We start from the raw sequence: 23,395 nt of genomic DNA on the forward strand, positions 1-23,395 counted from the left end.
TCTCAGAGATTCACAAAGTTTTTCATCCAGTATAACTGAAAACTGCATATGAAATAATGAGACTGAGAATTAGACTGAGACTTAAAACTGAGACTGCAAACTTATTTAAGGCGATGCAAATACATTTTCACAACATTTTCTAAACCTAAATACAAACTTTCTGCAATAAGTGCATGACCAATTGAAACTTCAGCCAAATTAGGAATGTTTTGTTTAAAAAACTCAATATTATCTATACTTAAATCATGCCCTGCATTAATACCTAAACCTAATTGATGAGCTAAAATTGCAGCTTTTGTATAGGGTTTAACAGCATTTTTATTACTCAAACCAAATTGTGTTGCAAAATCTTCTGTATATAATTCAATTCTATCTGCACCTGTTTTTGCAGCAGCTTCAATTAATTTAGCATCCGTATCAATAAAAATAGAAGTTCTAATTCCGTTTTGCTGAAATTCTTTTATTACTTCTTGTAAAAAAGATTGATGTTTTATGGTATCCCAACCAGCATTAGAGGTTATAGCATCTAACGCATCTGGTACTAAAGTTACTTGAGTTGGTTTTACTTCTAAAACCAAATCCATAAAAGATTTTATGGGGTTTCCTTCAATATTATATTCTGTTCTTACCGTATTTTTTAAATCTCTAGCATCTTGGTAACGAATGTGTCTTTCATCTGGTCTTGGATGAATGGTAATTCCTTGTGCACCAAAATCCTCTATATCTGTTGCTACTTTTAATAAATTTGGCACATTTCCACCACGAGAATTTCTTAAAGTTGCTATTTTATTAATATTTACACTTAACTTTGTCATTTTTAAAAATTAAATTAGACGAACACTTTAAAAATTACATTTTATATAGACACAAATTCCAAAAAAATCACTAATAATTGAGTTTTATTCAATTGAAATTCGTGTAGATAAATGATAATTTCACGAACAAAAAAATTATGGAATTTGTAAAATTAATGTCCTTTTATTTTTTTAAGCATTTCATCTAAAATTAGACTGCAAATATAATTTATTAAATCATTTTATCCTATATTCGTACTGCATGAATATGAACGATTACATCTTAGAAGAAATTAAACCACTTCGCTTAAAAGACACTGTAAAAAGTGCTCTTAAAGTGTTTAAAAACTACCCTATAACCCATTTTCCTGTAATAGAAAACAATAAATTAATTGGCTCTTTTGCAGATGAAGACCTACAGACTATTGATAACAAGAAAGTTAAATTAGTTGAGTATGCACATTTATTAAATTCTTTTTTTGCTGATAAAAAAGCAACAGTATTAGAATTATTGAAAATTTTTGCGGACAATGACACCAACATTATCCCAATTTTAAATGACCATAAAGAATATATTGGTTATTTTGATTTACGTGATGTTTTAGATGTTTTTTCTACAAGCCCCTTTATGATTGAAGAAAGTGAAACTTTAATTATCGAAAAATTAAAGAATGATTATTCTATGAGTCAGGTTACTCAAATTATTGAAGCAAATGGTGGAGAATTATTGGGTTTATATATTTCAGAAAAAAAAGCAGATACTATTCAAGTAACTATAAAAGTAGTTACTGATGAAATTAATGAGATAATGCAAACTTTTAGAAGGTATGATTATAAAATTATATCCATGCATGAAAATGATCTGTATTTAGAAGATTTAAAAAGCAGATCTGATTATTTACAAAAATACCTAGAAATGTAGTCCTTTGTAAGGAATAAAGTAAAACATTATATATTGAAAAAAGCAGCAATTTACGGTCAATCTTACGCAATTTCATCAGAAAAAGAAATTAAAACCTTATTACAAGTTTTAAAAAAAAATAACATTGATTTTTATCTAGAAAGTCAATTTTACAACTTACTAGTAGATGGTAACGTTTTAACAGACACTTACAAATCATTTGTTAGTTTTAATGATTTAGACAGTTCTTTTGATATTATGATTACGATTGGTGGAGATGGTACATTTTTGCGCTCTGCAACACATATTAGAGATTTAAACATTCCTATTTTAGGTATTAATACTGGTCGATTAGGTTTTTTAGCAATTGTTGCAAAAGATGTAATAGAAGAAAGTATCGAGTTAGTGATTAATGGAAAATATACAATTCAAGAAAGAACGTTATTGTCCATAAGAACTGAACCAAAAACATCAGACTTGTCTGAATTAAATTTTGCTTTAAATGAAGTTACTGTAGCCAAAAAGAACACCACTTCTATGATTGGTGTAAAAACCTATTTAAATGGAGAATATCTTACCAATTATTGGGCAGATGGATTAATTATTTCTACTCCAACAGGTTCTACCGGATATTCTTTAAGTTGTAATGGCCCTGTTATTTTACCAGATTCTAAAAACCTAGTAATTACACCAATTGCGCCTCACAACTTAAACGCAAGACCAATGGTTATTTCTGATGAAACAAAAATAGAGTTAGAAGTAGATTCTAGAGAAAAAAGTTACTTGATATCTTTAGATTCTAGAGTAAATACAGTTCCAAAAAACACTAAGATTTTTATCAAAAAAAACGATTTTACCATCAAAAGTATTTTACCAAAAAATCAGTCTTTTTTAAAGACTTTAAGAAGTAAACTTTTATGGGGAGAAGACATTAGAAACAAAAACAACCTTTAACGCATTCTCTGCAATATTTCTCTAAAAAAGTTGTTATTCAAAAAAGACTGAATATTAACTTTACTAAGCAATTTGAAATTTCTATATTTGCTCGCTATTTTAGGATGAAAAAAAAAATATTGTTTTTTGCGTTTGTAAGTTTCACCTCTATAATATTAGGGCAACTTCATGAAATTGGATTCTCTGTAGGAGCAACAAATTATGTTGGCGATATTGGTAGAGAATACTATCTATACCCAAATAAACCTGCAGGAGCTATCTTTTACAAATACAATTGGAACCCTAGAATTGCTTTAAGAGCAACCTTTAGCTACTTACCTATTTCTGGAGATGATGCAAATGCTAGTACAGACTATAGAAAAAATAGATTAACAGGACCTCTTAATTTTACAAATGTTGTAAATGAATTTGCTGTTGGAATGGAATTTAATTTTTACGAATATGATTTATCTCGTTTTCATAAAAGTTGGACTCCTTACCTATTATTAGAGCTGGTTGCTTTTAATTATACCAACGTAGAGTCTTATACAACTACAGAAATTAATTATGGTAAAAAAACATCTTTCGCTATTCCATTTGGGATGGGGTATAAGTCTAAATTAAGTAGTAATTTAGCATTTGCTATTGAAGGGAAGTTTAGATATACTTTTGAAGATGACTTAGATTTTGTTTCTAACAAAACACCTAATTTATTTTTAGAAGGCACAGGAAATGATTGGTATATGTATACTGGTATTTCTTTAATTTATACGTTTGGAAGACCAGCCTGTTACACAAAAGGTTTATAATAGATATGGATAAAAAACTACAAATCGATTTACAAAGAACCCCAAAACATGTTGCCATTATAATGGATGGCAATGGTCGTTGGGCAAAAGGTAAAGGAATGAATAGAATTTTTGGCCACAGAAATGCATTAAATGCCGTTAGAGAATCTGTAAAAGCAGCTTCTGAAATTAATGTAGCAGCAATCACTTTATATGCTTTTTCTACAGAAAACTGGAACCGACCAAAACTAGAAGTAGATGCTTTAATGAGTTTATTAATCAATTCATTAAAAAAAGAACTTGCAGGATTTATAGAAAACGGAGTAAAAGTAAACTCAATTGGTGCTATTGATACTTTACCAAAAAAAGCTCAAAAAGTTTTAAATGATGTAATTTCTGAAACCAAAAACAATACAGATATTGTTCTAACTTTCGCATTAAGCTATGGTTCTAGAGAAGAAATTGTTAATACAATTAAAAACATATCTAAAAAAGTTGTTAATAAAGAGCTAAATATTGAAGAAATTGATGAAAATACTATAAATAACCATTTATATACGTTTAATTTGCCCGATGTTGATTTAATGATAAGAACTAGTGGTGAACAACGCATTAGTAATTTCTTACTTTGGCAAATGGCGTATGCTGAATTATATTTTACAGATGTACTTTGGCCAGATTTTAGAAAAGAGCATTTTTACGATGCAGTTATAGAATATCAGAATAGAGAACGAAGATTTGGAAAGACAAGCGAACAAATTACAGAATAAATTTTCTATGAAATTATTTTCTGCTACAATAATGCTAATCGCATTATTTTTTACTTTTAGTGTAAACGCACAAACAAAGAACGACAGTTTATCTATTGCAAAAAAAGATACTACTTCAGTTAAAAACACATCCTTTGAAAAAGGAAAAGAATATATTTTAGGAAGTATTAGTGTTACAGGTCTTAAAAAATTTAGCGAAGAAACGGTTAGAGTTTTTACCGGTTTAAGAAACGGACAAGTAATTAAACTTCCTGGAGATAAACTTACCAGTGCTATCAAAAAACTATATGAAAGTAAACAATTTAGTAATGTAGATGTATATCTTTCTAAGTTAGATGGAAATACTGTGTATCTGCAATTTGATGTCTTAGAATTACCCCAACTAAACAAAGTTAGAATTACAGGTATAAAAAAAGGAAAAGCAAAAGAACTTTTAAAAGATGCCGAATTAAAAACGGGTGCAATGGTTACAGACAATCTTGTTGTTACCAGTAAAAATTATTTTACAAAAAAATATACCGATAAAGGATTCTTAAAAACCAAAGTTAATTTAGACGTTAAAAAAGACACCACAGATATAAATATTGTTAACATGTCAATTTTTATTGATAAAGGTGAAAAAATAAAAATTAAAGACATCGTTTTTAAAGGTAATAAAGCTATTTCTGCGAAAGGCTTAAAAAAAGCGATGAAAAACACCAAAGAAAAACTTCTTGGTCGTTTTTGGAAAGGATCTAAATATATTGAAGAAGATTTTCAAGAAGATTTAGAAAGTATTCTAGATAAATATAGTAGATTAGGGTATAGAGATGCTCGTATTCTTAGTGATAACATTTCTTGGAATGATGATAATACAATCAATATTAATTTAGAATTAGAAGAAGGAAAACAATATCGATTTTCTGACATAGTTTTTGTAGGTAACAAAGAATATACAGACGAACAACTACAGCTATATTTAAAAATTGAAAAGGGAGATGTATATAATGCAGCAGTTTTAGAAGAACGTATTAAAGGAGATGGAACCCCTACTTCTCAAGACATATCAACACTATACCAAGATAATGGATTTTTATTTTCATCTGTAGATGCCATAGAAACCAGAGTAAAAAATGATTCTATCACAGTAGAAATTAGAATTAGAGAAGATGAAAAAGCACGTATTAGAAAAGTTACTGTTTCTGGTAATGAAAAAACAAACGATCATGTTTTATTTAGAGAACTAAGAGTAAAACCAGGAGATTTATTTAGTAGAAGTGCCATTATAAGATCCATTAGAGAAATTGGTCAATTAGGTTTCTTTGACGCTAATGTATCGCCAGATGTTGTGCCAGATTATAATAATAAAACAGCAGACATTGATTTTACAGTTGTTGAAAAAGGAGGTAGTCAAATAGAATTACAAGGTGGTTATGGAGGAGGTTCTTTTATAGGTACTTTGGGGTTATCTTTTAACAATTTTTCAATTAAAGACATTTTTAACAAAGAAGCATACAAACCTTTACCAATGGGTGATGGCCAAACATTAGCCCTAAGACTACAAACTAGTAGAACTTTTAGTACCTACAGTTTTTCTTTTACAGAGCCATGGTTAGGGGGTAAAAAACCAAAATCATTATCTTTTTCTATATATTCGTCAAATCAATACCAATTAGACAGACAAACTTTTGATGTAGATAGAAGCCAAAGTTTAGGAATTATTGGAGCTTCTATTGGTTTAGGGCAACGTTTAAAATGGCCTGATGATTATTTTCAATTATCACAAACAATTGCCTATCAAAGTTTCAACTTAAACAACTATCAATTTAGAGTTGGAGATGCTATTTTAAGTAACGGAAATCTAAACAATTTATCTTACAACGCAGTACTATCTAGAAATTCTGCAGGACCAAGTTTAATTTTCCCTACTTATGGGTCAGAATTTTCAATAGGTATTAAAGCAACTTTCCCATATTCTTTAGTAAACGGAAAAGATTATAGTGATCCAACTGAGCCACAAACAACCGCTGAAGCAAATGACTTTTTTGCAGACAAATATAAATGGTTAGAGTATTACAAATTTTCTATTAAAGGAAAATGGTACACTTCTTTTACTGATAAATTAGTGTTAATGACAAACTCACAAGTGGGTTATTTAGGGTTTTACAACGCTCAAGTAGGCTTATCTCCTTTTGAAAGATTCTTTGTTGGTGGTGATGGAATTGCACAATTTCAATTAGACGGAAGAGAAGTAGTAGGTTTAAGGGGTTATGAAAACAATCGATTATCTTCTATTGAAGGAGGCTCTATTTACACCAAATTTCAATTAGAAATGCGTTATTCAATTACAGACGCCCCATCTGCATCTATTTATACGTTAGCTTTTTTAGAAGCGGGTAACTCTTATGACAATTTTGAAGTATTTAATCCGTTTGAATTAAAACGTTCAGCTGGTGTTGGTGTTAGAATATTTATGCCTGCCTTTGGATTATTAGGTATAGACTTTGCACATGGTTTTGATCCTTTACCAGGACAGATAGAGAAATCTGGCTGGCAAACACATTTTATTATTGGAAGACAATTCTAAAAAACTTAATTTTGTTATTATTTTTTTTGGCACGGTTTTTTCTAAATACATTATACAAATGAAAAAAATATTTTTATTAGTCGCTCTTTTATTTACTATTAGTTTTTCTTGGTCACAAAGAAGTCAAACAATTGCTTACATAGATATGGAGTATATTCTAGAAAACGTACCTGAATATCTTGAAGCACAAAACACTTTGGAAGCTAAAATTTTAAAATGGAGAAAAAAGTTAGACGTACAAGCTAGACATATAGAAGTGCTTAAAACAGACCTAGCAAACGAAAAAGCAATTCTTACAAAAGATTTAATTGAAGAAAAGGAAGAAGAAATTACATTAAAACAAGAAGAATTAAGAAGATTAGAATCTTTATATTTTGGTCCTAATGGCGATATGTTTTCTATAAGAAAGCGATTGGTAAAACCGATTCAAGATAAAGTTTATACTGCTATTCAGACAATTAGTAAAAGAAAAAAGTATGATTTTGTTTTTGATAAATCTAGTGATTTGGTGATGTTGTATTCAAATAAAAAATACGATATTAGCGAACTTGTTTTAGCAGATATAGACAGATCACGTTCAATAGCTTTAAAAGAAAAACAAAGAGAGGAAAGAAATAATAGTAAGAAAAGTAGTCCAAAAAAAGACTTAACTGCTAATCAAAAAGAAATTAACAGAAAAAAAGAAGAAGCTAAGGCGAAAAAGATTAGAGATGTTGAAGCAAGGAAGAAACAAATAGCTGAAAAAAGAGCATTAATTTTAAAGCAAAGAGAAGAAAAAAGACAAGAGATGCTTAATAAAAAAGCTGCGTTAAGAAACAAAACAAAAACACCTCTTGCTAAAGAAGAAACAACAATTACTCAAGAAGAAACAGCAACCAAAGTAAAGTCTGTTACTTCTGAAGATAAAAATGAAAAGGAAGCTGAAATTAATGAAATTCAAATCAAAAAGAAAGAAATAGAAGAAAAGAAAGAAGAACTATTAAAACAACGTGAACAAAAAAAACAAGCACTTCTTGAAGAAAAAAATGCATTAAGAAAAAAAGAGAAAGTACCGCTTCCAAGTGCTGAGCCAACAACAATACAAGAGGATGTTAATAGTATAAAAGAAGATGCTAGGGCAAAGAAAATTGCTGAAGCTGAAGCTAAGAAGAAAGAAATTGCAGAAAAAAGAGAAATACTTTTAAAACAAAGAGCTGAAAAAAGAAAATTATTACTTGCTAAAAAAGAAGCTTTAAGAAAAAAGAAAGAAGAAGAGCTAAAGAAAAGAAATCAGGAACCTGAATAAGAAAAAACAAATTAAGAATAAATACTAAGAATAATAATTAAATCAAAACAAGAATGAAAAATTTAAAATCGTTACTATTAATTGCTGTATTTACTTTAGGAGTAGTTGGATTTGCAAATGCACAAAAAGTAGGTCATATAGACTTTGAAAAATTAGTAGCAGAAATGCCACAGACTAAAACATTAAAGTTAGATATGGAAAAACTTGGTAAAAGCTACCAAGATGAAATTACAGCAATGGGAAAGAAAATTGAAGCTACACAAAAAAAATATGTAGCTGAATCTGAAAGCCAAACAAATGAGACAAATGATAAAAGAGCTCAAGAACTTCAAGGTGAGGCTGCTAAAATTGAACAAGCAAGAAAGTTTGCTTATCAAGATATGCAAAAACAACAAAATGAAGGTTTAAAACCTATTATTGAGAAAGCTCAAAAAGCTATTGAAGAGGTTGCTGCTGCTAAAGGTGTACTTTATGTATTAGATGCATCAATTGGTAAAGGTTTATTAGTAAAAAAAGGTGAAGATTTATATGCTGCTGTAAAAGCTAAATTAGGATTTTAATAAAACCTTAATTATAAAATATAAACCTACTGAAATTCAGTAGGTTTTTTTATTTTTACAAGAGATGGTAAAACAAAATAAATTTTCAATTGGCATTTTCGATTCTGGTGTTGGAGGAACTTCTATTTGGAGAGAAATTAACGCTCTTTTACCAAATGAGAATACTATTTACTTAGCAGACAGTAAAAATGCTCCTTATGGCGAAAAGAGCAAGCAAGACATCATAAATTTATCTATTAAAAATACTGAATTTTTATTGAAGTTAAATTGCAAAATTATTGTAGTTGCTTGTAATACTGCAACAACAAACGCAATAGATGTTTTAAGAGAAAAATATAATATTCCTTTTATTGGTATAGAACCTGCAATAAAACCTGCTGCATTAAACACTAAAAGCAATACAATAGGTATTCTTGCAACGAAAGGAACTTTAAATAGTAGCTTGTTTGAAAAAACATCAAAAACCATCAACCAAAAAATTACAATCAAAGAAATTGTAGGAAAAGGATTGGTTGAGCTAATTGAGAACGGAAAACTAGATTCTAAAGAAATGACAGCTTTATTATCTTCATATATCATTCCTTTGGTAAAACAAAATGTTGATAGTTTAGTTTTAGGTTGTACACATTACCCCTATCTAATTTCTCAAATTAGAAAAATTGTTGGCGATAAAATGCAGATTATAGATTCTGGAGAAGCCGTTGCTAAACAAACAAAAGCAGTTTTAGAAAAGTATCAATTAATCAATGATAAAAATAAAAATAGTGAACATCAGTTTTACATCAATAAAGACAAAAAAGTATTAGAGATGTTAATTTCTAATAACCATAAAAAACTAACTATTTATGAAATGGACTTTTAAAACCTACCTGCAGAAGAGTTTATATTAGGACATGCTGCACCCCTTTGTTTCCTAGTCCATAAATTAAACCCAACAGTAACTTGATGAAAACCAGAATTAATTAAAACGATATCATTTACTTGCTTTGTATACGTGTAAGAAAACATTAATTTATCAAAATTTAAACCAATAATAGGTGTTACAAATTGAGAGTTATCAATAGCATTTACATCAAAACTACTTCTGTATGACACTGCTGCCCAAAGCTGACTTTTAGATAAGTTTTTATAAGCTTTTAAATTAAAATCTGCTATTCTTTGCCCAGTACTTTGTCTGAATTGAACCATTACAGAGGGTTCTAATTGAATTGAATTCTCTTTACCAAAAAAGTAACCAGCAGTAAAAATATAGTTTCTTAAATCTAAAGGTTCTTGAATATTTAAATTATTTTCTGCAGTTAGCAACAAATTTTTAACTGTAAAATAAGAAGAAAAACCTCCTTTATGATAGGCAACACTAAAATCTGCATTATAATAACTTGTACTTTGTACTATAGAAGCCACATTGGGATCTCCTAAAAAACTTCTTTGATCTGCTTGATTTTGAACAAAAGAAAAACCTAAACCAAAAGAGAGTTGCTCAAATATATTACCACTACTTAATGGTAAATGATACGTATAAGTACCTTGTATTCCTTTTTGAGAATGAAAACCATTTTTATCATTAAAAAGTACTACACCATAACCAGCTTTAGAATACTCGCCAAATCTGGTATGAAAACTTAATGTTTGTAAAGCAGGAGCATCGGTTATACCAGCCCATTGTTGTCTTGCTGTTAAACGTAATTTACTTGAGTTACCAATACCTGCTGCAGAAGGATGTACCAAAAACACATTGTCTGACAAATAATCTTGGTATATAGGTAATGTTTCTTGCGAGTAACTTTTAAACGTAAAAAACAAAACGGATAGAAAACAGTATTTTACGTAAATAAATTTCATTTAATGGTATTATTTTTATAGTTACCAAATATATAGTTTTTCTGAGAACAAATAGTTTCTCAAATTAAATATTTGATAATGTAATTTAACTATTTTTATATTAATGGTGTTAGATTATGGATTATAAATCGCTAAAAAATTAAATAAAATAAGAAAAAAACTAATGACAAGCGTTATTAGAAGAAACAATGTCTAAAACGGGAGCAGGAGAAATATAAGGAATACCAAGACCTAAACCTCTTAAAACAAATAAAGCACCAATAAAAACAACCACAATTGGTATTGCTTTTTGTATTCTTTTTCTAAAAGTTCCTTTTGTAAAATTACCCAAATACACAACTGTTGTCATTAAAGGAATTGTGCCTAAACCAAATAAAAACATATAAAAGCTTCCAGAAAAAGGGTTTGTAGTAGCTATAGCACCAAATATAGCCATATAAACTAACCCACAAGGTAAAAATCCGTTTAAAAAACCAATGGTAAAAAAAGTATCATTTCCTTTCTTTTTTAACTCTTTACCTAAAGCATTTTTTACTTTATAAATAACATTACTAATACTTTTAGAAAAATTTACTTTTGAGAAAAACTTTGGAAAAACAATCGCTATTATCATACTAATACCAACAATGATAGACAATTGCTGTTGAAATCCGAAGAAATAAAAACCTTTGCCTAAAAAACCAAACAGCAAACCTATTAAGCTATAAGTGAGTAACCTACCTAAATGATAACTTAAAATTTCAAAAAAACCTTTAGTTCTATTTTGTCTATCAATAGGCAACATAAAAGCAATAGGTCCACACATACCAACGCAGTGAAAACTCCCTATTAAACCAAATAATATTGCTGATAAAAACATTAATATTGAATTTCTGTTTTAACTAAGTATTCTTTATCATTATATTTGAAGGCAACATTAATGTTCCAACGACCATCTAACAAACGTTTCTCAGGCACGAGCAAATATGTATTAGTTATCGAAATAGGTATTTCGAAATCTAATTGCTTATTAGATGGTCTGTACAGGAACACTTTTCCTTTAATTTCTTTAGGAGAAAACTCAGTAGGAAATGTGATTTTCAACCCCTCTTCTACTCTTTGAATTGTTACTTTTTCTTTTAGTGCGAATGCATTTTTTTCTGCATTAATTTCATCTTGAAATTGTAGCTCTTTTTGATAGTATTTTTCTGTAACAAGATCATGTTTATAAGAAGTATCTGTACTCATTGTAATCACAAAATATAGAATAAAACTTATAAAAAAGACGATTGCAATAACGATTCCTGTTCCCCAATTAATTTTCATAATTTCTTATTTTTTGCTGATAAAAAAACTAGTACTACTTTTTTTAACTTTTAAAATGATAACAAAGCCTTTATTTCTGATTTATTCAACACAGACTAAATGTAACAATTCATAAAAGTATAAAAACTCTTTATGTAAGATTTCTCCTAACGTTGAAATGACAACTTTATGTTTTAATTTTAATTTCACTAACTACTAAAACTAAATTTACTTATAACTTCTTGGTCCTAGAAAATTAGTAATTGTTGTTTCTATTTGTTTATCTCCACTAAAAACACCAATTTCTACTTTATCTTTTTCACTTTTTAAAGCTGATGCATTAAGTTCTATAAATAGAGTTCCTTCTGCTAAACCTTGTTTTGGTATTATAAAATCTTGATTAGACACCAACTTTATAGTTCCTTTATGAGAAAGTAACTTATAACTAACATCACCAATATCTTTCGTTGTTTTATTTATCACTTTAAATGTGTACACATTACTAATAATATTGTTTTCTTTATGCTGATATAATTGCCCTGGTAGCCTTAAAATACTTGCCTCAACATCATTTCTTAAAAATAGCATTCCTATTAAAAAACCTATTAAAATTAATAAAACAGCAGAGTATCCTTTTATTCTTGCAGTTAATTTAAACGGTTTTTTCTTAGTGATGTTATCTTCACTTGCATATCTAATTAATCCTTTTGGCAAACCAACACTTTCCATGATATGATCACATTCATCAATACAAGCTGTACAATTGATACACTCTAATTGTGTACCATTTCTAATATCGATTCCTGTAGGGCAAACTACAACACATTGTTTACAATCGATGCAATCTCCTTTTCCTAAAGCAGCTCTGTCTTCATTTTTCTTGAATTTAGAGCGTCCTTCTTCTCTTTCTCCTCGTTTGTGATCGTACGCAACATTTATGGTTTTATTATCTAGCAAAACTCCTTGCAACCTACCATAAGGACAAGCTATAATGCAGACTTGCTCTCTAAACCATGCAAAAATAAAATAGAAAATACAGGTGAAAATTATTAATGAAATAAGCGTATTAATATTGTCTAAAGGATTACCTGTAATGTAGCTTATCAGTACATCGCCACCAATTAAATAGGCTAAAAACACATTGGCAATGATAAAAGAAATGACAAAGAAAATAAACCATTTTAAAAGTCTTTTTCTAATCTTTTCTGCATTCCAAGGTTGTTTATCTAAACGAATTTGTTTTCCTCTATCTCCATCAATTAAGTATTCTATTTTTCTAAAAACCATTTCTAAAAAAATGGTTTGTGGACAAATCCATCCACAGAAAATACGACCAAAAATTACGGTAAATAAAATAACAAAAACAACACCAATAATCATTGAAACCACCAAAAGGTAAAAATCTTGTGGCCAAAATGGAAAACCAAAAATATTAAACTTACGTTCTAAAACATTAAAGAGTAAAAATTGATTCCCGTTAATTTTTACAAAGGGAGCTGTTAATAAAAAAGCAAGTAAAAAATAACTTACATACGTTCTGTATTTGTAAAATAGTCCACTAGGCTTTTTAGGAAACACCCAAGAACGCTTCCCAGATGCATCAATAGTACCAATACTATCTCTAAATTGTTCGTTTTGTGGAGTTTCCATAATAACACTAATTTGCTTATTCTACAACTTCTGTTGCAATACTTTCTGATTCAACTTTAGCCTCAGGATTTACCCATATTTCTCCTTGTGGAGCTTTTGCTTTAGCAGGCGTTGTACCTTGCATTGAAATTACATAGCTAGCTACTTTTTGCATATCAGCTGGTTTTAAGGTTTTTTTCCAAGAAATCATTCCTTTTCCATCTCTACCTCCATTTAATAAAGTAGTAAATACGTTTTTAATTCCTCCTCCTAAAATCCAATATTCATCTGTTAAATTAGGGCCTATTTGTCCTCCTCCATCAGCTAAATGACAAGAAGCACAATTTAAATTGTAAACTGCTTTACCTCTACTTAAATCACTAGCATCTGTAAGTAATGTTACATTTTCTGCTGTAATAAAATCTGTAGCTGGTGCACTAGATTTGTATTCTTTTAAGGCTGCTTTTGCTTGTGCAACTGCTTTATCATACTCTACTATTTGATTATCGCCATCTAAAACATGAAACCTAACCAAATACACCACAGCAAAAACAATCGTTGCATAAAACATATACACCCACCAAGGTGGTAAATTATTATCTAATTCTTTAATACCATCATAATTATGGTCTAAAATAATTTCTTCTTCACTGTCTATGTCTTTAGAACTCGTCCAAGATTGCAATAACTTTTTAAGCCAAGCATTCTCTTCTTCTGGTACAATACCTAACTTTTCATTTTGTAGTTCTGTTGCTTTGTTAATAGCCATTACATTGACTGTTTCTTTTAATACAACTACCAAAATAAAACCGATTAAAGCTAACCAAACTAATGGATTTTCATAAACATCAAACGGATTTTGATACACCATAAACGACTTTGCAAGTGCTAAAAACGTAACAATTACAAAAATTACATATACCGTAGATTTAAAATATTTTTTCATTTTATTTCTTTTTAATTATCTAATGGTAAGCTACTTACCTTATTTATATATTCTTTTTTAGCTGTAACAACCCACAAAAATAAGGCGACAAAAAAAGTAAAGAAGATGACTAATGATATCAATGGATATATTTCTATACCAGTGATTGTTTCCATATGACCTTTTATAAATTTAAACATTGTCTTATTTTTTTGAGATTTGTTGTTCGTCTTTTACCTTAATATCTGTTCCTAAACGTTGGATATATGCAATCACTGCAACAATCTCTCTGTTTCTCATTTCTACAAAAGCTTCACCATTTTCTTTAGCATACTTTTTATCTGCTTCGTAATTTTTTGCAAAATCTGGATCAGTGTATAAGTTTTCTTCAATTTTAGCTCCTTGTGCTAACATGTGTTGTTGAGCATTTGCTATTTCTTCATCAGAATAAGGAACACCCAAAGTAACCATTACTTCCATTTTTGCTTCTGTATTAGACTTGTCTAATTCATCTGTAATTAACCATTTATAAGATGGCATTATAGAACCAGGAGAAGTACTTTGAGGATCATACATATGGTTTAAGTGCCAGCTATCATTATACTTCTGGCCAACTCTATGTAAATCTGGTCCTGTACGTTTAGATCCCCATAAAAATGGATGATCATATACAAACTCACCTGCTTTAGAGTATTCTCCATAACGTTCTACCTCACTTCTAAAAGGTCTTACCATTTGAGAGTGACAACCTACACAACCTTCTCTAATATAAATATCACGTCCTTCTAGCTCTAAAGGTGTATAAGGTTTTACGCTACTAATTGTAGGTATGTTAGATTTTACTAATAAGGTTGGAATAATCTGCACAGCACCACCAATTAAAATTGCTACAGTTGCATAAAGTGTTAATTTAATTGGCTTTCTCTCAATCCAAGTGTGCCATGTTTCTCCTTTAGTTCTGTGTTTAGACACTTTAGTTAAAGCTGCTGCTTTTGCTAGTTCATCTGTAACACCACTTCCAGATTTTACAGTTCTAACTACGTTATAAAGCATTACAATTGCACCAATAATAAACATTGTACCTCCAATGGCACGCATCCAATACATTGGTATAATTTCATTTACGGTTTCTAAAAAGTTACCATAGGTTAAAGAACCATCTGGGTTAAATTGTTTCCACATAGAAGCTTGTACAAAACCTGCAACATACATTGGTAATGTATATAAGATAATACCTAAAGTACCAATCCAGAAATGTACGTTTGCTAATGCCGTAGAATATAATTTTGTTTTAAACATTCTTGGTATTAACCAATACAACATACCAAATGTAAAGAACCCATTCCATGCCAATGCACCAACGTGTACGTGAGCAATAATCCAATCACTAAAATGAGCAATTGCATTTACATTTTTTAGGGATAACATTGGCCCTTCAAAAGTTGCCATACCATAACCTGTAAGGGCTACTACCATAAATTTTAAAACAGGATCTGTACGTACTTTATCCCAAGCACCTCTTAATGTTAATAAACCATTAATCATACCACCCCAAGAAGGAGCAATTAACATCACAGAAAAAGCAACACCTAAATTCTGAGCCCAATCTGGTAAAGCTGTGTATAGTAAATGGTGAGGTCCTGCCCAAATGTATAAGAAAATTAAAGACCAAAAATGCACAATAGATAGTCTATAAGAATACACAGGTCTGTTTGCTGCTTTAGGCACAAAATAATACATTAAACCTAAAAACGGAGTTGTTAAGAAAAACGCTACAGCATTATGTCCATACCACCATTGCACTAATGCATCTTGTACACCTGCATACACAGAATAAGATTTTAAGAAACCTACTGGTAATGCTAAACTATTAAATATATGTAAAACAGCTACTGTTACAAAGGTTGCTAAATAAAACCAAATTGCCACGTATAAATGACGTTGTCTTCTCTGTAAAATTGTCCAAATCATGTTTACACCAAATGCAACCCAAACCAAAGCAATGGCAATATCTATTGGCCATTCTAACTCGGCATATTCTTTAGAACTTGTATATCCTAAAGGTAAAGTTATTGCAGCTGCAACAATAATTAATTGCCAACCCCAAAAATTAAAGTTGCTTAAAAAGTTACTTGCCATTCTTGCTTTTAACAATCTTTGTAGCGAGTAATACACTCCTGCAAAAATTGCATTTCCTACAAAGGCAAAAATAACTGCATTGGTATGTAAGGGTCTTAAACGACCAAAACTTAACCAAGAAATTCCCTCTGTAACATTTGGGAATAAAAACATAAAAGCTAAAAGCAATCCTACAGAAAACCCAACTATTCCCCATAGTAAGGTTGCGTAGATAAACTTTTTAACGATTTTATTATCGTAATAAAACTGTTGCATCTCCATAATAATATTTAATTTAGTCTAAAGTTGATTTTTTTGTTGTTTCTTTTACTAATTCATCATCAAACAACATACGAACAGATGGTGTGTAAGAATCATCGAATTGCCCAGTTTTTACTGAGTAAATAAATGCGATAAAAAATAAGATTGCTACTATTATACTTATGATAAGTAGTAAATATATTACGCTCATATCTTGCCTGATAGTTTGATATATCAAAAATACTATTGATGGTTTTATTAAAATATGACGATTGTCATGTTTCTTAAAACTATCTTAAAATAGTCATAGTAAATAGTTGTGTTTTGGTTTGGTTTCTCTCAACTCTTAGACAGTTTGTTGTTCTTTTGTTACCTTTATTGGCTTATGCATTTCTTACAGCTTAACAAAACTTTGCAAAAACAGCGTTAATTAAAGTGGTTAAAACAATAATTTGAATCTTGTTATTTCAGACTTTTAGGAGAAATCTTATAAGAAAAGAGCATATAATTATGGAATCGAGTGAGATTTCTCCTATCGTTGAAATGAGAGGTAAATAAAAACTTTAGAACTAAATCGTCATCGAAAACAACTGTGTTTTTGGCTTATTTTCTAGTAAATGCACATCAAAAGCCATACAAATATTTCTTACAAAGGGTCTTGCTTTTTCTGGTATGGTTAGTGTTTTTTCTTTTTCATCAATAAAAACCAAACCATCTTTTTGCATTTCTAATAATAAGTAGAAATGTTTTTCAATATCTTTAATTTGCAACGATTTTTCATCCCACGAAGTGGAAAAATGACACATCATATTTAAAATATGTTTTCTAATAATTCTATCTTCTTTTGATAATAAATGTCCTCTAAAAATTGGAATTTCTCCTGCATTGACCAATTGCTGATATTCTTTTACCGTTTTTACATTTTGTGCAAATGCATACCAAGAATCTGATATTGCAGACATGCCCAAACCAATCATTAATTGGGTTTTATTAGCTGTGTAGCCCATAAAATTTCTATGCAAAGTTTTGTTGGTAATTGCCTTGTACAAAGTATCGGTTTTTAGTGCAAAATGATCCATGCCTATTTCTTCATACCCAAGTTCTGCAAATAATTCTTTACCAATTTCATACAACTCTCTTTTTTCATCATTTTTTGGCAAATCATCTTCATTAAAGCCTCTTTGCCCAACGCCTTTTACCCAAGGCACGTGTGCATAACTGTAAAACGAAATTCTATCTGGTTGTAATTCTTTTGTTTTGTTGATAGTATAAATAACGTTTTCTTTGGTTTGATGTGGTAAGCCAAAAATTAAATCGTGACTTACAGAGGTATAGCCAATTTCTCTTGCCCATTTGGTAACTTGCTTTACAGCTTCAAAAGGTTGAATTCTGTGAATAGCTTCTTGTACTTTTTCATTATAATCTTGCACACCATAACTTACTCTTGTAAAGCCACAATTGTATAAAGTTTGTAATTGCTCTTTGGTAGTATTATTTGGATGGCCCTCAAAACTAAACTCTGCATCTAAGTGTTTTTTTGCAATCTCAAAAATTCCATCCATTAAAAATTTTAGGTTTTCTTTTGAGAAAAAAGTAGGTGTTCCACCACCTAAATGTAGTTCTTTCACTACCGGAATTTCATCAACCAAAGCAACATATAATTTCCATTCTTTTAAAACAGTTTCTATATACTCCTCCTCTACTTCATGACGTTTTGTGATATGTTTATGACATGCACAAAACGTACACAAACTCTCACAAAATGGCAAATGAATGTACAAACTAATGCCTTCTGAAGCGTTACTTTCTTTAAATGATGTTTTAAAAGATGTGAACCAATCTTGTTTTTCAATTCCTGCTTTGTTCCAATAAGGCACTGTTGGATAACTGGTGTATCTTGGTCCTGGAATGTTATATTTTTGTACTAATGATTGTTTCATTTTTATAATTTTTTAACAAAGCCACAAAAGCGTTAGTTTATTTTTCTTCCTAATAAATTAGTGGAAATTGTTGTAAAAACAACGATACTTATAGAGCTTAAAGGCATTAAAATTGCTGCAATAACTGGCATTAATTGTCCTGTAACTGCAAAATACAAACCTACTACGTTGTAACATAAAGAGAGTATAAAGCAATACTTAATAATTTTAATTGCTTTTTTTGATGCTTTTACAAACTGACCAATTTTATTAAATTTTGAGGCATCTAAAATAGCATCACAAGCAGGAGAAAATACATTGATGTTTTCTGATAAAGAAATACCAACATTACTCTGAGCCAAAGCTCCAGCATCATTTAAACCATCACCAATCATAGCTACTTTTTTATTTTCTTTTTGAAGATTAGCAACTACATTTAATTTATCTTCTGGTTTTTGGTTGAATAATAAATGTGTTTCTTTAGGTAAATTTTCTTCTAAATAGTTTCTTTCCCCTTCATTATCTCCAGAAACAACAGCTAAATTATAGTTGTTTTGTAAAGAATTAAATAAGGGTTTTACACCTTTTCTATACGAATTTTTAAAAGTGAATTTTCCTTTATAAATATTATTAAAGCTGATATGAACAGCAGTATCTAAAGTATTGTTATCAATCTCATTTTTAACAAAGGTTGATGCTCCTAATTTTAAATGATTATCCTTGTAAGAAACCTGAATTCCTTTTCCTACAATTTCGTCAAAATTAGTAATTTTAACTACTTCAACTTCCTTAAAAGTATCATATAAAGTTCTACTTAAAGGATGATTTGAAGCTCTTAACGCACTTTTTAAAATGGACTTTTCTTGTTCGTTTAACACAACTCCATCATAAGTAATAGTACTTTCTTTATTAGTAGTTAAAGTACCTGTTTTATCAAAAATTAAAGTATCTATTTGGGCTAATTGCTCTATAACTGTTGCATTTTTTAGATAGAATTTTTGTTTTCCAAAAATGCGTAACATATTACCTAAAGTAAAAGGTGCAGCCAATGCAATTGCACAAGGACAAGCAATTATTAAAACAGCTGTAAAAACGTTTAATGCTTTACTGGCATCAAAAAACAACCAAAATAAAGTTGCTAAAAACGCAATTAATAAAACAGCAATTGTAAAGTTTTTGCTAATGGTATCTGTAATGGTTTTAAAATACGTTTTATGGTCTTTGTTAAAAACATCATTGCTCCATAATTGTGTTAAATAACTTTGAGAAACAGAAGCCAAAACTTCCATTTCTAATACTCCAGAAAGTTGTTTTCCTCCTGCAAATAATTTATCTCCAGATTTTTTTACAACAGCATCTGCTTCTCCTGTAACAAAACTATAATCTATTTGTGCGTTTCCGTTGATTAAAATACCATCAACAGGAATTAATTCTTGATTTCTAATCAACAAACGATCTCCTTTTTCAACATCATAAATAGGCACATTTTCTTCTTTTTGATTTGATGAAATACGTGTAACTGCAATTGGAAAATAGGATTTATAATCTCTTTCAAAAGACAAAAAATTGTAGGTTTTCTGTTGAAAAAATTTTCCTAATAGTAAAAAGAAAACCAAACCTGTTAAACTATCAAAAAAACCAGTTCCTAAATTAAAAAGTACTTCTACTGCACTTCTTATAAATAATACTAAAACTCCTAATGCAATAGGTATATCAATATTTAATATTTTAGAACGCAATCCTTTATAGGCTGAAATAAAATAATCATTGGCCGCATAAAAAACAACGGGTAAAGAAAAGAAGAGCATTAACCCTCTAAAAACATTTTTATATTCCTCTAACCAAAATTCTGATACTTCAAAATATTCTGGAAATGATAAAAACATGACGTTTCCGAACGCAAAACCTGCAATACCTAATTTATAAATTAAGCTTCTATCAATATTTTTTTTACCTGCTTCATAATCTTCTAAACTAATGTAAGGCTCATAACCAATGGAGCTTAATAACAGCACAATTTCTTTTAAAGTAATTGTATCTGAATGATAGGTTATTCTTACTTTTTTCTTAGGAAAATCTACTTGAGAAGCAGCTACTTTTGGGTTTAATTTATGTAAGTTTTCTAACACCCAAATACAAGAACTACAATGAATATGAGGTATATACAAGGTTACTATCTGTGTGTTACTATCAGAAAAATCTAATAATTTTTCGGTAATATCGTTGTTATCCAAGAAATCGTATTTTCCTTGAATTTCTGTTGGAATCGCCCCTGGATTGTCTTGAAAATCGTAATAACAAGTTAAGTCGTTCTCAGAAAAAATTTCATACACCGTTTTACAACCGTTGCAACAGAAACTTTTTTCTTCGAATTTAATTACATCATCATCACAAGAATCGCCACAGTGAAAACATTGTGTAGAATTCATATTTACTCTTTTGCCTGTTGCAAAATTCAGAAAAAAAATAATTTTAGAATATGATATTTATCATCTGTTAGAAATTAGGTTTCCCTAATTTTAAGGTGGTTTTACAATCTAATTAATAGAGTCTAAACCTTATTCATCATCTTAATTCTTTAAATATAGAGGCCTTTAAAAGTTTTTCTTAATTTAAAATATCATCTATACTTTAGGTATAATGGTCTATTATGTAAATAGTAAATCAAACTATCTTTACTTTCTAATTAATTTTATCTAAAATGAAAAATAAAATAATTTTTTTAGTTCTGTTATCAATTTGTTGTTTAGAAATCACTTTTTGTCAAAATACCACTTTAAATAATTTTGAAGCAAATTCGCCCAATGTTGTTTCTAGAAACGGTGCACAATTTTCTATAGTAAATAACTCAAGTATCAATCAAAGCGAACTGCTTCAAGATTTTGAGCCTGGTCATCAAAATGTAGTATCAAGACATGGAGGCTCTTTTTCAATTGTTCCTAACCCTAATTCTAATACCATTAATAATTCTGCAAATAGTCTTAAGTTTAGCAGAACTGGTACAAACTGGTTTGAGTTGATTGCTTTCCCTGTAACTGCTGTAGAAATACCTGCAAATACAATTAAATTTTTAAATATCGCTGTAAACTTCCCTGCAGAAACAGATGTAGTTATTAGAATAGATGGAGAAGATGAGAATTCTAATGGAAACCCAGAAACTGCTATTAGAGCTACAAATAAATATACAGATTATGGAAATTGGCAAAATTTAGTATTCCCTATAGAAGGTGGTATAAATGGTATTACTATAAAAGCTATTATTATTTTTCCAGATGCTGGTTTTAGTAATACACCTAAGGGTTTTGTGTTAAATAACACAGATTCTTTTGGTTATATAGATAAAATTACTGTTAATAAAACAGATGGTTTTGATACTAGTAATGAAAAATATTTAACCAATATAAAAACAGAATTAACCAAAAACTGGCCTTCTAACCGAACAATAAATTTAGTTTTTCACGGACATTCAGTTCCTTCTGGTTATTATCAAACACCAACTGTAGAAACATTAAATTCTTATCCTCATCAAATATTAGAAAAATTATCTACCAAGTACCCTACAGCAGTAATTAACACTATAAAAACATCTATTGGTGGAGAAAATTCTATACAAGGGGCTACAAGATTCGACGCTGATGTTTTGGTGCATAAACCAGATGTTTTGTTTATAGATTATAGTTTAAATGATCGTTCTAAAGGTTTAGAAGCACCTTATGCTGCTTGGGATGAAATGATTAAAAAAGCAATTGCTAAAGGAATTAAAGTTATTTTATTAACACCATCACCTTTTAGAGATGTAGATATGTTGTCTACAACTACAGATTTGTACCTGCATACAGAACAGGTTAAAAGATTAGCACAAGAAAACGGTGTTGCAATAGTTGATAGTTATGAGCAATTTAAAGAGGCTGTGATTGCAGGTAATAATGTAAACAGTTATTTATCTTCATTTAACCACCCAAATACTGCTGGCCATCACTTAATTTCTGATGAAATTATGAAGTTTTTTTAACCAATTGATGAATCTTATTTTAAAGTACAAAACTAAAAACACCTAAATATTTATAATGACCAAAAAAATATTATTTATAATTATTTCACTTTTTTGTTGTTCTGTATTTATTTACGGACAAAATAACAGCGTTATAAACAATTCAGAAAATTCCGTTAAAGTATGGAGAACATCCAACAATGCTGATGCATTAATTAGTTTTTCAGTTGATAAATTTACCATTGCTCCAAATACCACAAGATATATTCAAATGATGGTAAATTACAAAGCACAACCAGATATTGCTTTACAAGTTGCTAACGAAAAAGAGAATTCAGAAACTATTATTTCAACACTTATTAGACCGTTAGAAAAATATACAAATTTTAATACTTGGCAAACAATTGTATTTCCTATTATTGCTCAAGAAAATGAAATTGAAGTAAATAATATTCTTATTTTTCCTGATTTAGGTTTTGAAAACGAACCTACAGGTTTCATTTTAAATGACTTTGGAGAGGTTGGCTATATTGATGAAATAGTTCTTTTAGAAGGCGTAACCCTCTCTTCATCTGCCGAAAATTTTAAGAACAATGTAATTTCTATACAACCAAATCCAGTAGAAAATATGTTAAAAATTTCTACAGAAAAAACATTAAAAGAAGTTTACTTTTATAACTTTTTAGGAAACCAAATAACTAAAAACATAAATAGAATTACTATAAAAGAATATGATTTAAGTAGTTTATCTACTGGTTTATATTTGATAAAATGTATTGATGAAAATAACATTATTGAAACACTAAAAATAATAAAACAATAATTTTAT

General features: G+C 29.4%; 21 protein-coding genes. 10 read left to right on the top strand and 11 right to left on the bottom strand.

Going from position 1 to position 23,395, the window contains the following annotated elements; all coding sequences use genetic code 11:
* Window positions 1–101 precede the first annotated feature (101 nt).
* The gene (locus Q0731_RS03565; RefSeq protein ID WP_299059972.1) at window positions 102–815 is read right to left on the bottom strand and encodes a pyridoxine 5'-phosphate synthase; all 714 of its coding nucleotides are present in this window, start codon (window positions 813–815) and stop codon (window positions 102–104) included.
* A gap of 247 nt (window positions 816–1,062) precedes the next feature.
* Between Q0731_RS03565 and Q0731_RS03570 the strand changes: the two genes are divergently transcribed.
* From Q0731_RS03570 to murI, 8 genes are all read left to right on the top strand, one after another.
* A complete protein-coding gene (locus Q0731_RS03570) occupies window positions 1,063–1,716 on the top strand; it encodes a CBS domain-containing protein (protein ID WP_299059974.1) in 654 nt (217 codons plus the stop codon).
* A gap of 33 nt (window positions 1,717–1,749) precedes the next feature.
* Window positions 1,750–2,649 (top strand): NAD kinase, encoded by a 900-nt coding sequence (locus tag Q0731_RS03575; RefSeq protein ID WP_299059976.1) that lies wholly within the window; start codon window positions 1,750–1,752, stop codon window positions 2,647–2,649.
* A 104-nt stretch (window positions 2,650–2,753) separates the two neighbouring features.
* Window positions 2,754–3,437 carry a DUF6089 family protein gene (locus tag Q0731_RS03580; RefSeq protein ID WP_299059978.1) on the top strand — a complete coding sequence of 228 codons (684 nt, stop codon included), beginning with the start codon at window positions 2,754–2,756 and terminating at the stop codon, window positions 3,435–3,437.
* Between the two features lie 5 nt (window positions 3,438–3,442).
* Window positions 3,443–4,186: an isoprenyl transferase gene (locus Q0731_RS03585; RefSeq protein WP_299059980.1), complete on the top strand. Its 744-nt coding sequence runs from the start codon at window positions 3,443–3,445 to the stop codon at window positions 4,184–4,186.
* 7 nt (window positions 4,187–4,193) lie between these two features.
* Entirely contained in the window at window positions 4,194–6,752 is a 2,559-nt protein-coding gene (gene bamA, locus Q0731_RS03590) for an outer membrane protein assembly factor BamA (RefSeq protein WP_299059982.1), read from the top strand.
* A gap of 58 nt (window positions 6,753–6,810) precedes the next feature.
* The gene (locus Q0731_RS03595; protein ID WP_299059984.1) at window positions 6,811–8,037 is read left to right on the top strand and encodes an OmpH family outer membrane protein; all 1,227 of its coding nucleotides are present in this window, start codon (window positions 6,811–6,813) and stop codon (window positions 8,035–8,037) included.
* A gap of 53 nt (window positions 8,038–8,090) precedes the next feature.
* Entirely contained in the window at window positions 8,091–8,597 is a 507-nt protein-coding gene (locus Q0731_RS03600; protein ID WP_299059987.1) for an OmpH family outer membrane protein, read from the top strand.
* Between the two features lie 64 nt (window positions 8,598–8,661).
* A complete protein-coding gene (murI, locus tag Q0731_RS03605) occupies window positions 8,662–9,459 on the top strand; it encodes a glutamate racemase (RefSeq protein ID WP_299059989.1) in 798 nt (265 codons plus the stop codon).
* On the opposite strand, the gene Q0731_RS03610 is transcribed toward murI, so the two are convergent.
* The 10 genes from Q0731_RS03610 to Q0731_RS03655 form a co-directional block, all read right to left on the bottom strand.
* Window positions 9,456–10,439, bottom strand: coding sequence for a type IX secretion system membrane protein PorP/SprF (locus tag Q0731_RS03610; protein ID WP_299059991.1), 984 nt, complete (start codon window positions 10,437–10,439; stop codon window positions 9,456–9,458). The genes murI and Q0731_RS03610 overlap by 4 nt on opposite strands.
* 160 nt (window positions 10,440–10,599) lie before the next feature.
* The gene (locus Q0731_RS03615; RefSeq protein ID WP_299059993.1) at window positions 10,600–11,298 is read right to left on the bottom strand and encodes a sulfite exporter TauE/SafE family protein; all 699 of its coding nucleotides are present in this window, start codon (window positions 11,296–11,298) and stop codon (window positions 10,600–10,602) included.
* Window positions 11,298–11,744 carry a FixH family protein gene (locus tag Q0731_RS03620; RefSeq protein WP_299059995.1) on the bottom strand — a complete coding sequence of 149 codons (447 nt, stop codon included), beginning with the start codon at window positions 11,742–11,744 and terminating at the stop codon, window positions 11,298–11,300. Before Q0731_RS03620 ends, Q0731_RS03615 begins: the two co-directional genes overlap by 1 nt.
* Before the next feature lie 207 nt (window positions 11,745–11,951).
* Window positions 11,952–13,373: a cytochrome c oxidase accessory protein CcoG gene (ccoG, locus tag Q0731_RS03625; protein ID WP_299059996.1), complete on the bottom strand. Its 1,422-nt coding sequence runs from the start codon at window positions 13,371–13,373 to the stop codon at window positions 11,952–11,954.
* A 16-nt stretch (window positions 13,374–13,389) separates the two neighbouring features.
* Window positions 13,390–14,298 carry a cbb3-type cytochrome c oxidase N-terminal domain-containing protein gene (locus Q0731_RS03630; RefSeq protein ID WP_299059998.1) on the bottom strand — a complete coding sequence of 303 codons (909 nt, stop codon included), beginning with the start codon at window positions 14,296–14,298 and terminating at the stop codon, window positions 13,390–13,392.
* Window positions 14,299–14,309: 11 nt separating this feature from the next.
* Entirely contained in the window at window positions 14,310–14,477 is a 168-nt protein-coding gene (locus Q0731_RS03635; RefSeq protein WP_299060000.1) for a CcoQ/FixQ family Cbb3-type cytochrome c oxidase assembly chaperone, read from the bottom strand.
* Window positions 14,478–14,481: 4 nt separating this feature from the next.
* On the bottom strand, window positions 14,482–16,677 hold the full coding sequence (gene ccoN / locus Q0731_RS03640) for a cytochrome-c oxidase, cbb3-type subunit I (protein WP_299060003.1): 2,196 nt from the start codon (window positions 16,675–16,677) through the stop codon (window positions 14,482–14,484).
* Between the two features lie 13 nt (window positions 16,678–16,690).
* Window positions 16,691–16,867 (bottom strand): cbb3-type cytochrome oxidase assembly protein CcoS, encoded by a 177-nt coding sequence (gene ccoS, locus Q0731_RS03645; RefSeq protein ID WP_299060006.1) that lies wholly within the window; start codon window positions 16,865–16,867, stop codon window positions 16,691–16,693.
* A 358-nt stretch (window positions 16,868–17,225) separates the two neighbouring features.
* A complete protein-coding gene (gene hemN / locus Q0731_RS03650; protein ID WP_299060009.1) occupies window positions 17,226–18,596 on the bottom strand; it encodes an oxygen-independent coproporphyrinogen III oxidase in 1,371 nt (456 codons plus the stop codon).
* A 32-nt stretch (window positions 18,597–18,628) separates the two neighbouring features.
* Complete coding sequence (locus Q0731_RS03655) at window positions 18,629–21,004, bottom strand: heavy metal translocating P-type ATPase metal-binding domain-containing protein (protein ID WP_299060012.1); 2,376 nt, start codon at window positions 21,002–21,004, stop codon at window positions 18,629–18,631.
* A gap of 272 nt (window positions 21,005–21,276) precedes the next feature.
* On the opposite strand from Q0731_RS03655, the gene Q0731_RS03660 reads away from it, so the two are divergent.
* Together Q0731_RS03660 and Q0731_RS03665 are read left to right on the top strand one after the other, a co-directional pair.
* Complete coding sequence (locus tag Q0731_RS03660; RefSeq protein ID WP_299060014.1) at window positions 21,277–22,587, top strand: GDSL-type esterase/lipase family protein; 1,311 nt, start codon at window positions 21,277–21,279, stop codon at window positions 22,585–22,587.
* A gap of 55 nt (window positions 22,588–22,642) precedes the next feature.
* The gene (locus Q0731_RS03665) at window positions 22,643–23,389 is read left to right on the top strand and encodes a T9SS type A sorting domain-containing protein (protein WP_299060017.1); all 747 of its coding nucleotides are present in this window, start codon (window positions 22,643–22,645) and stop codon (window positions 23,387–23,389) included.
* Window positions 23,390–23,395: the final 6 nt, after the last annotated feature.

It is taken from the genome of uncultured Polaribacter sp. (genome assembly GCF_947497695.1).
Classification (GTDB): Bacteria; Bacteroidota; Bacteroidia; order Flavobacteriales; family Flavobacteriaceae; genus Polaribacter.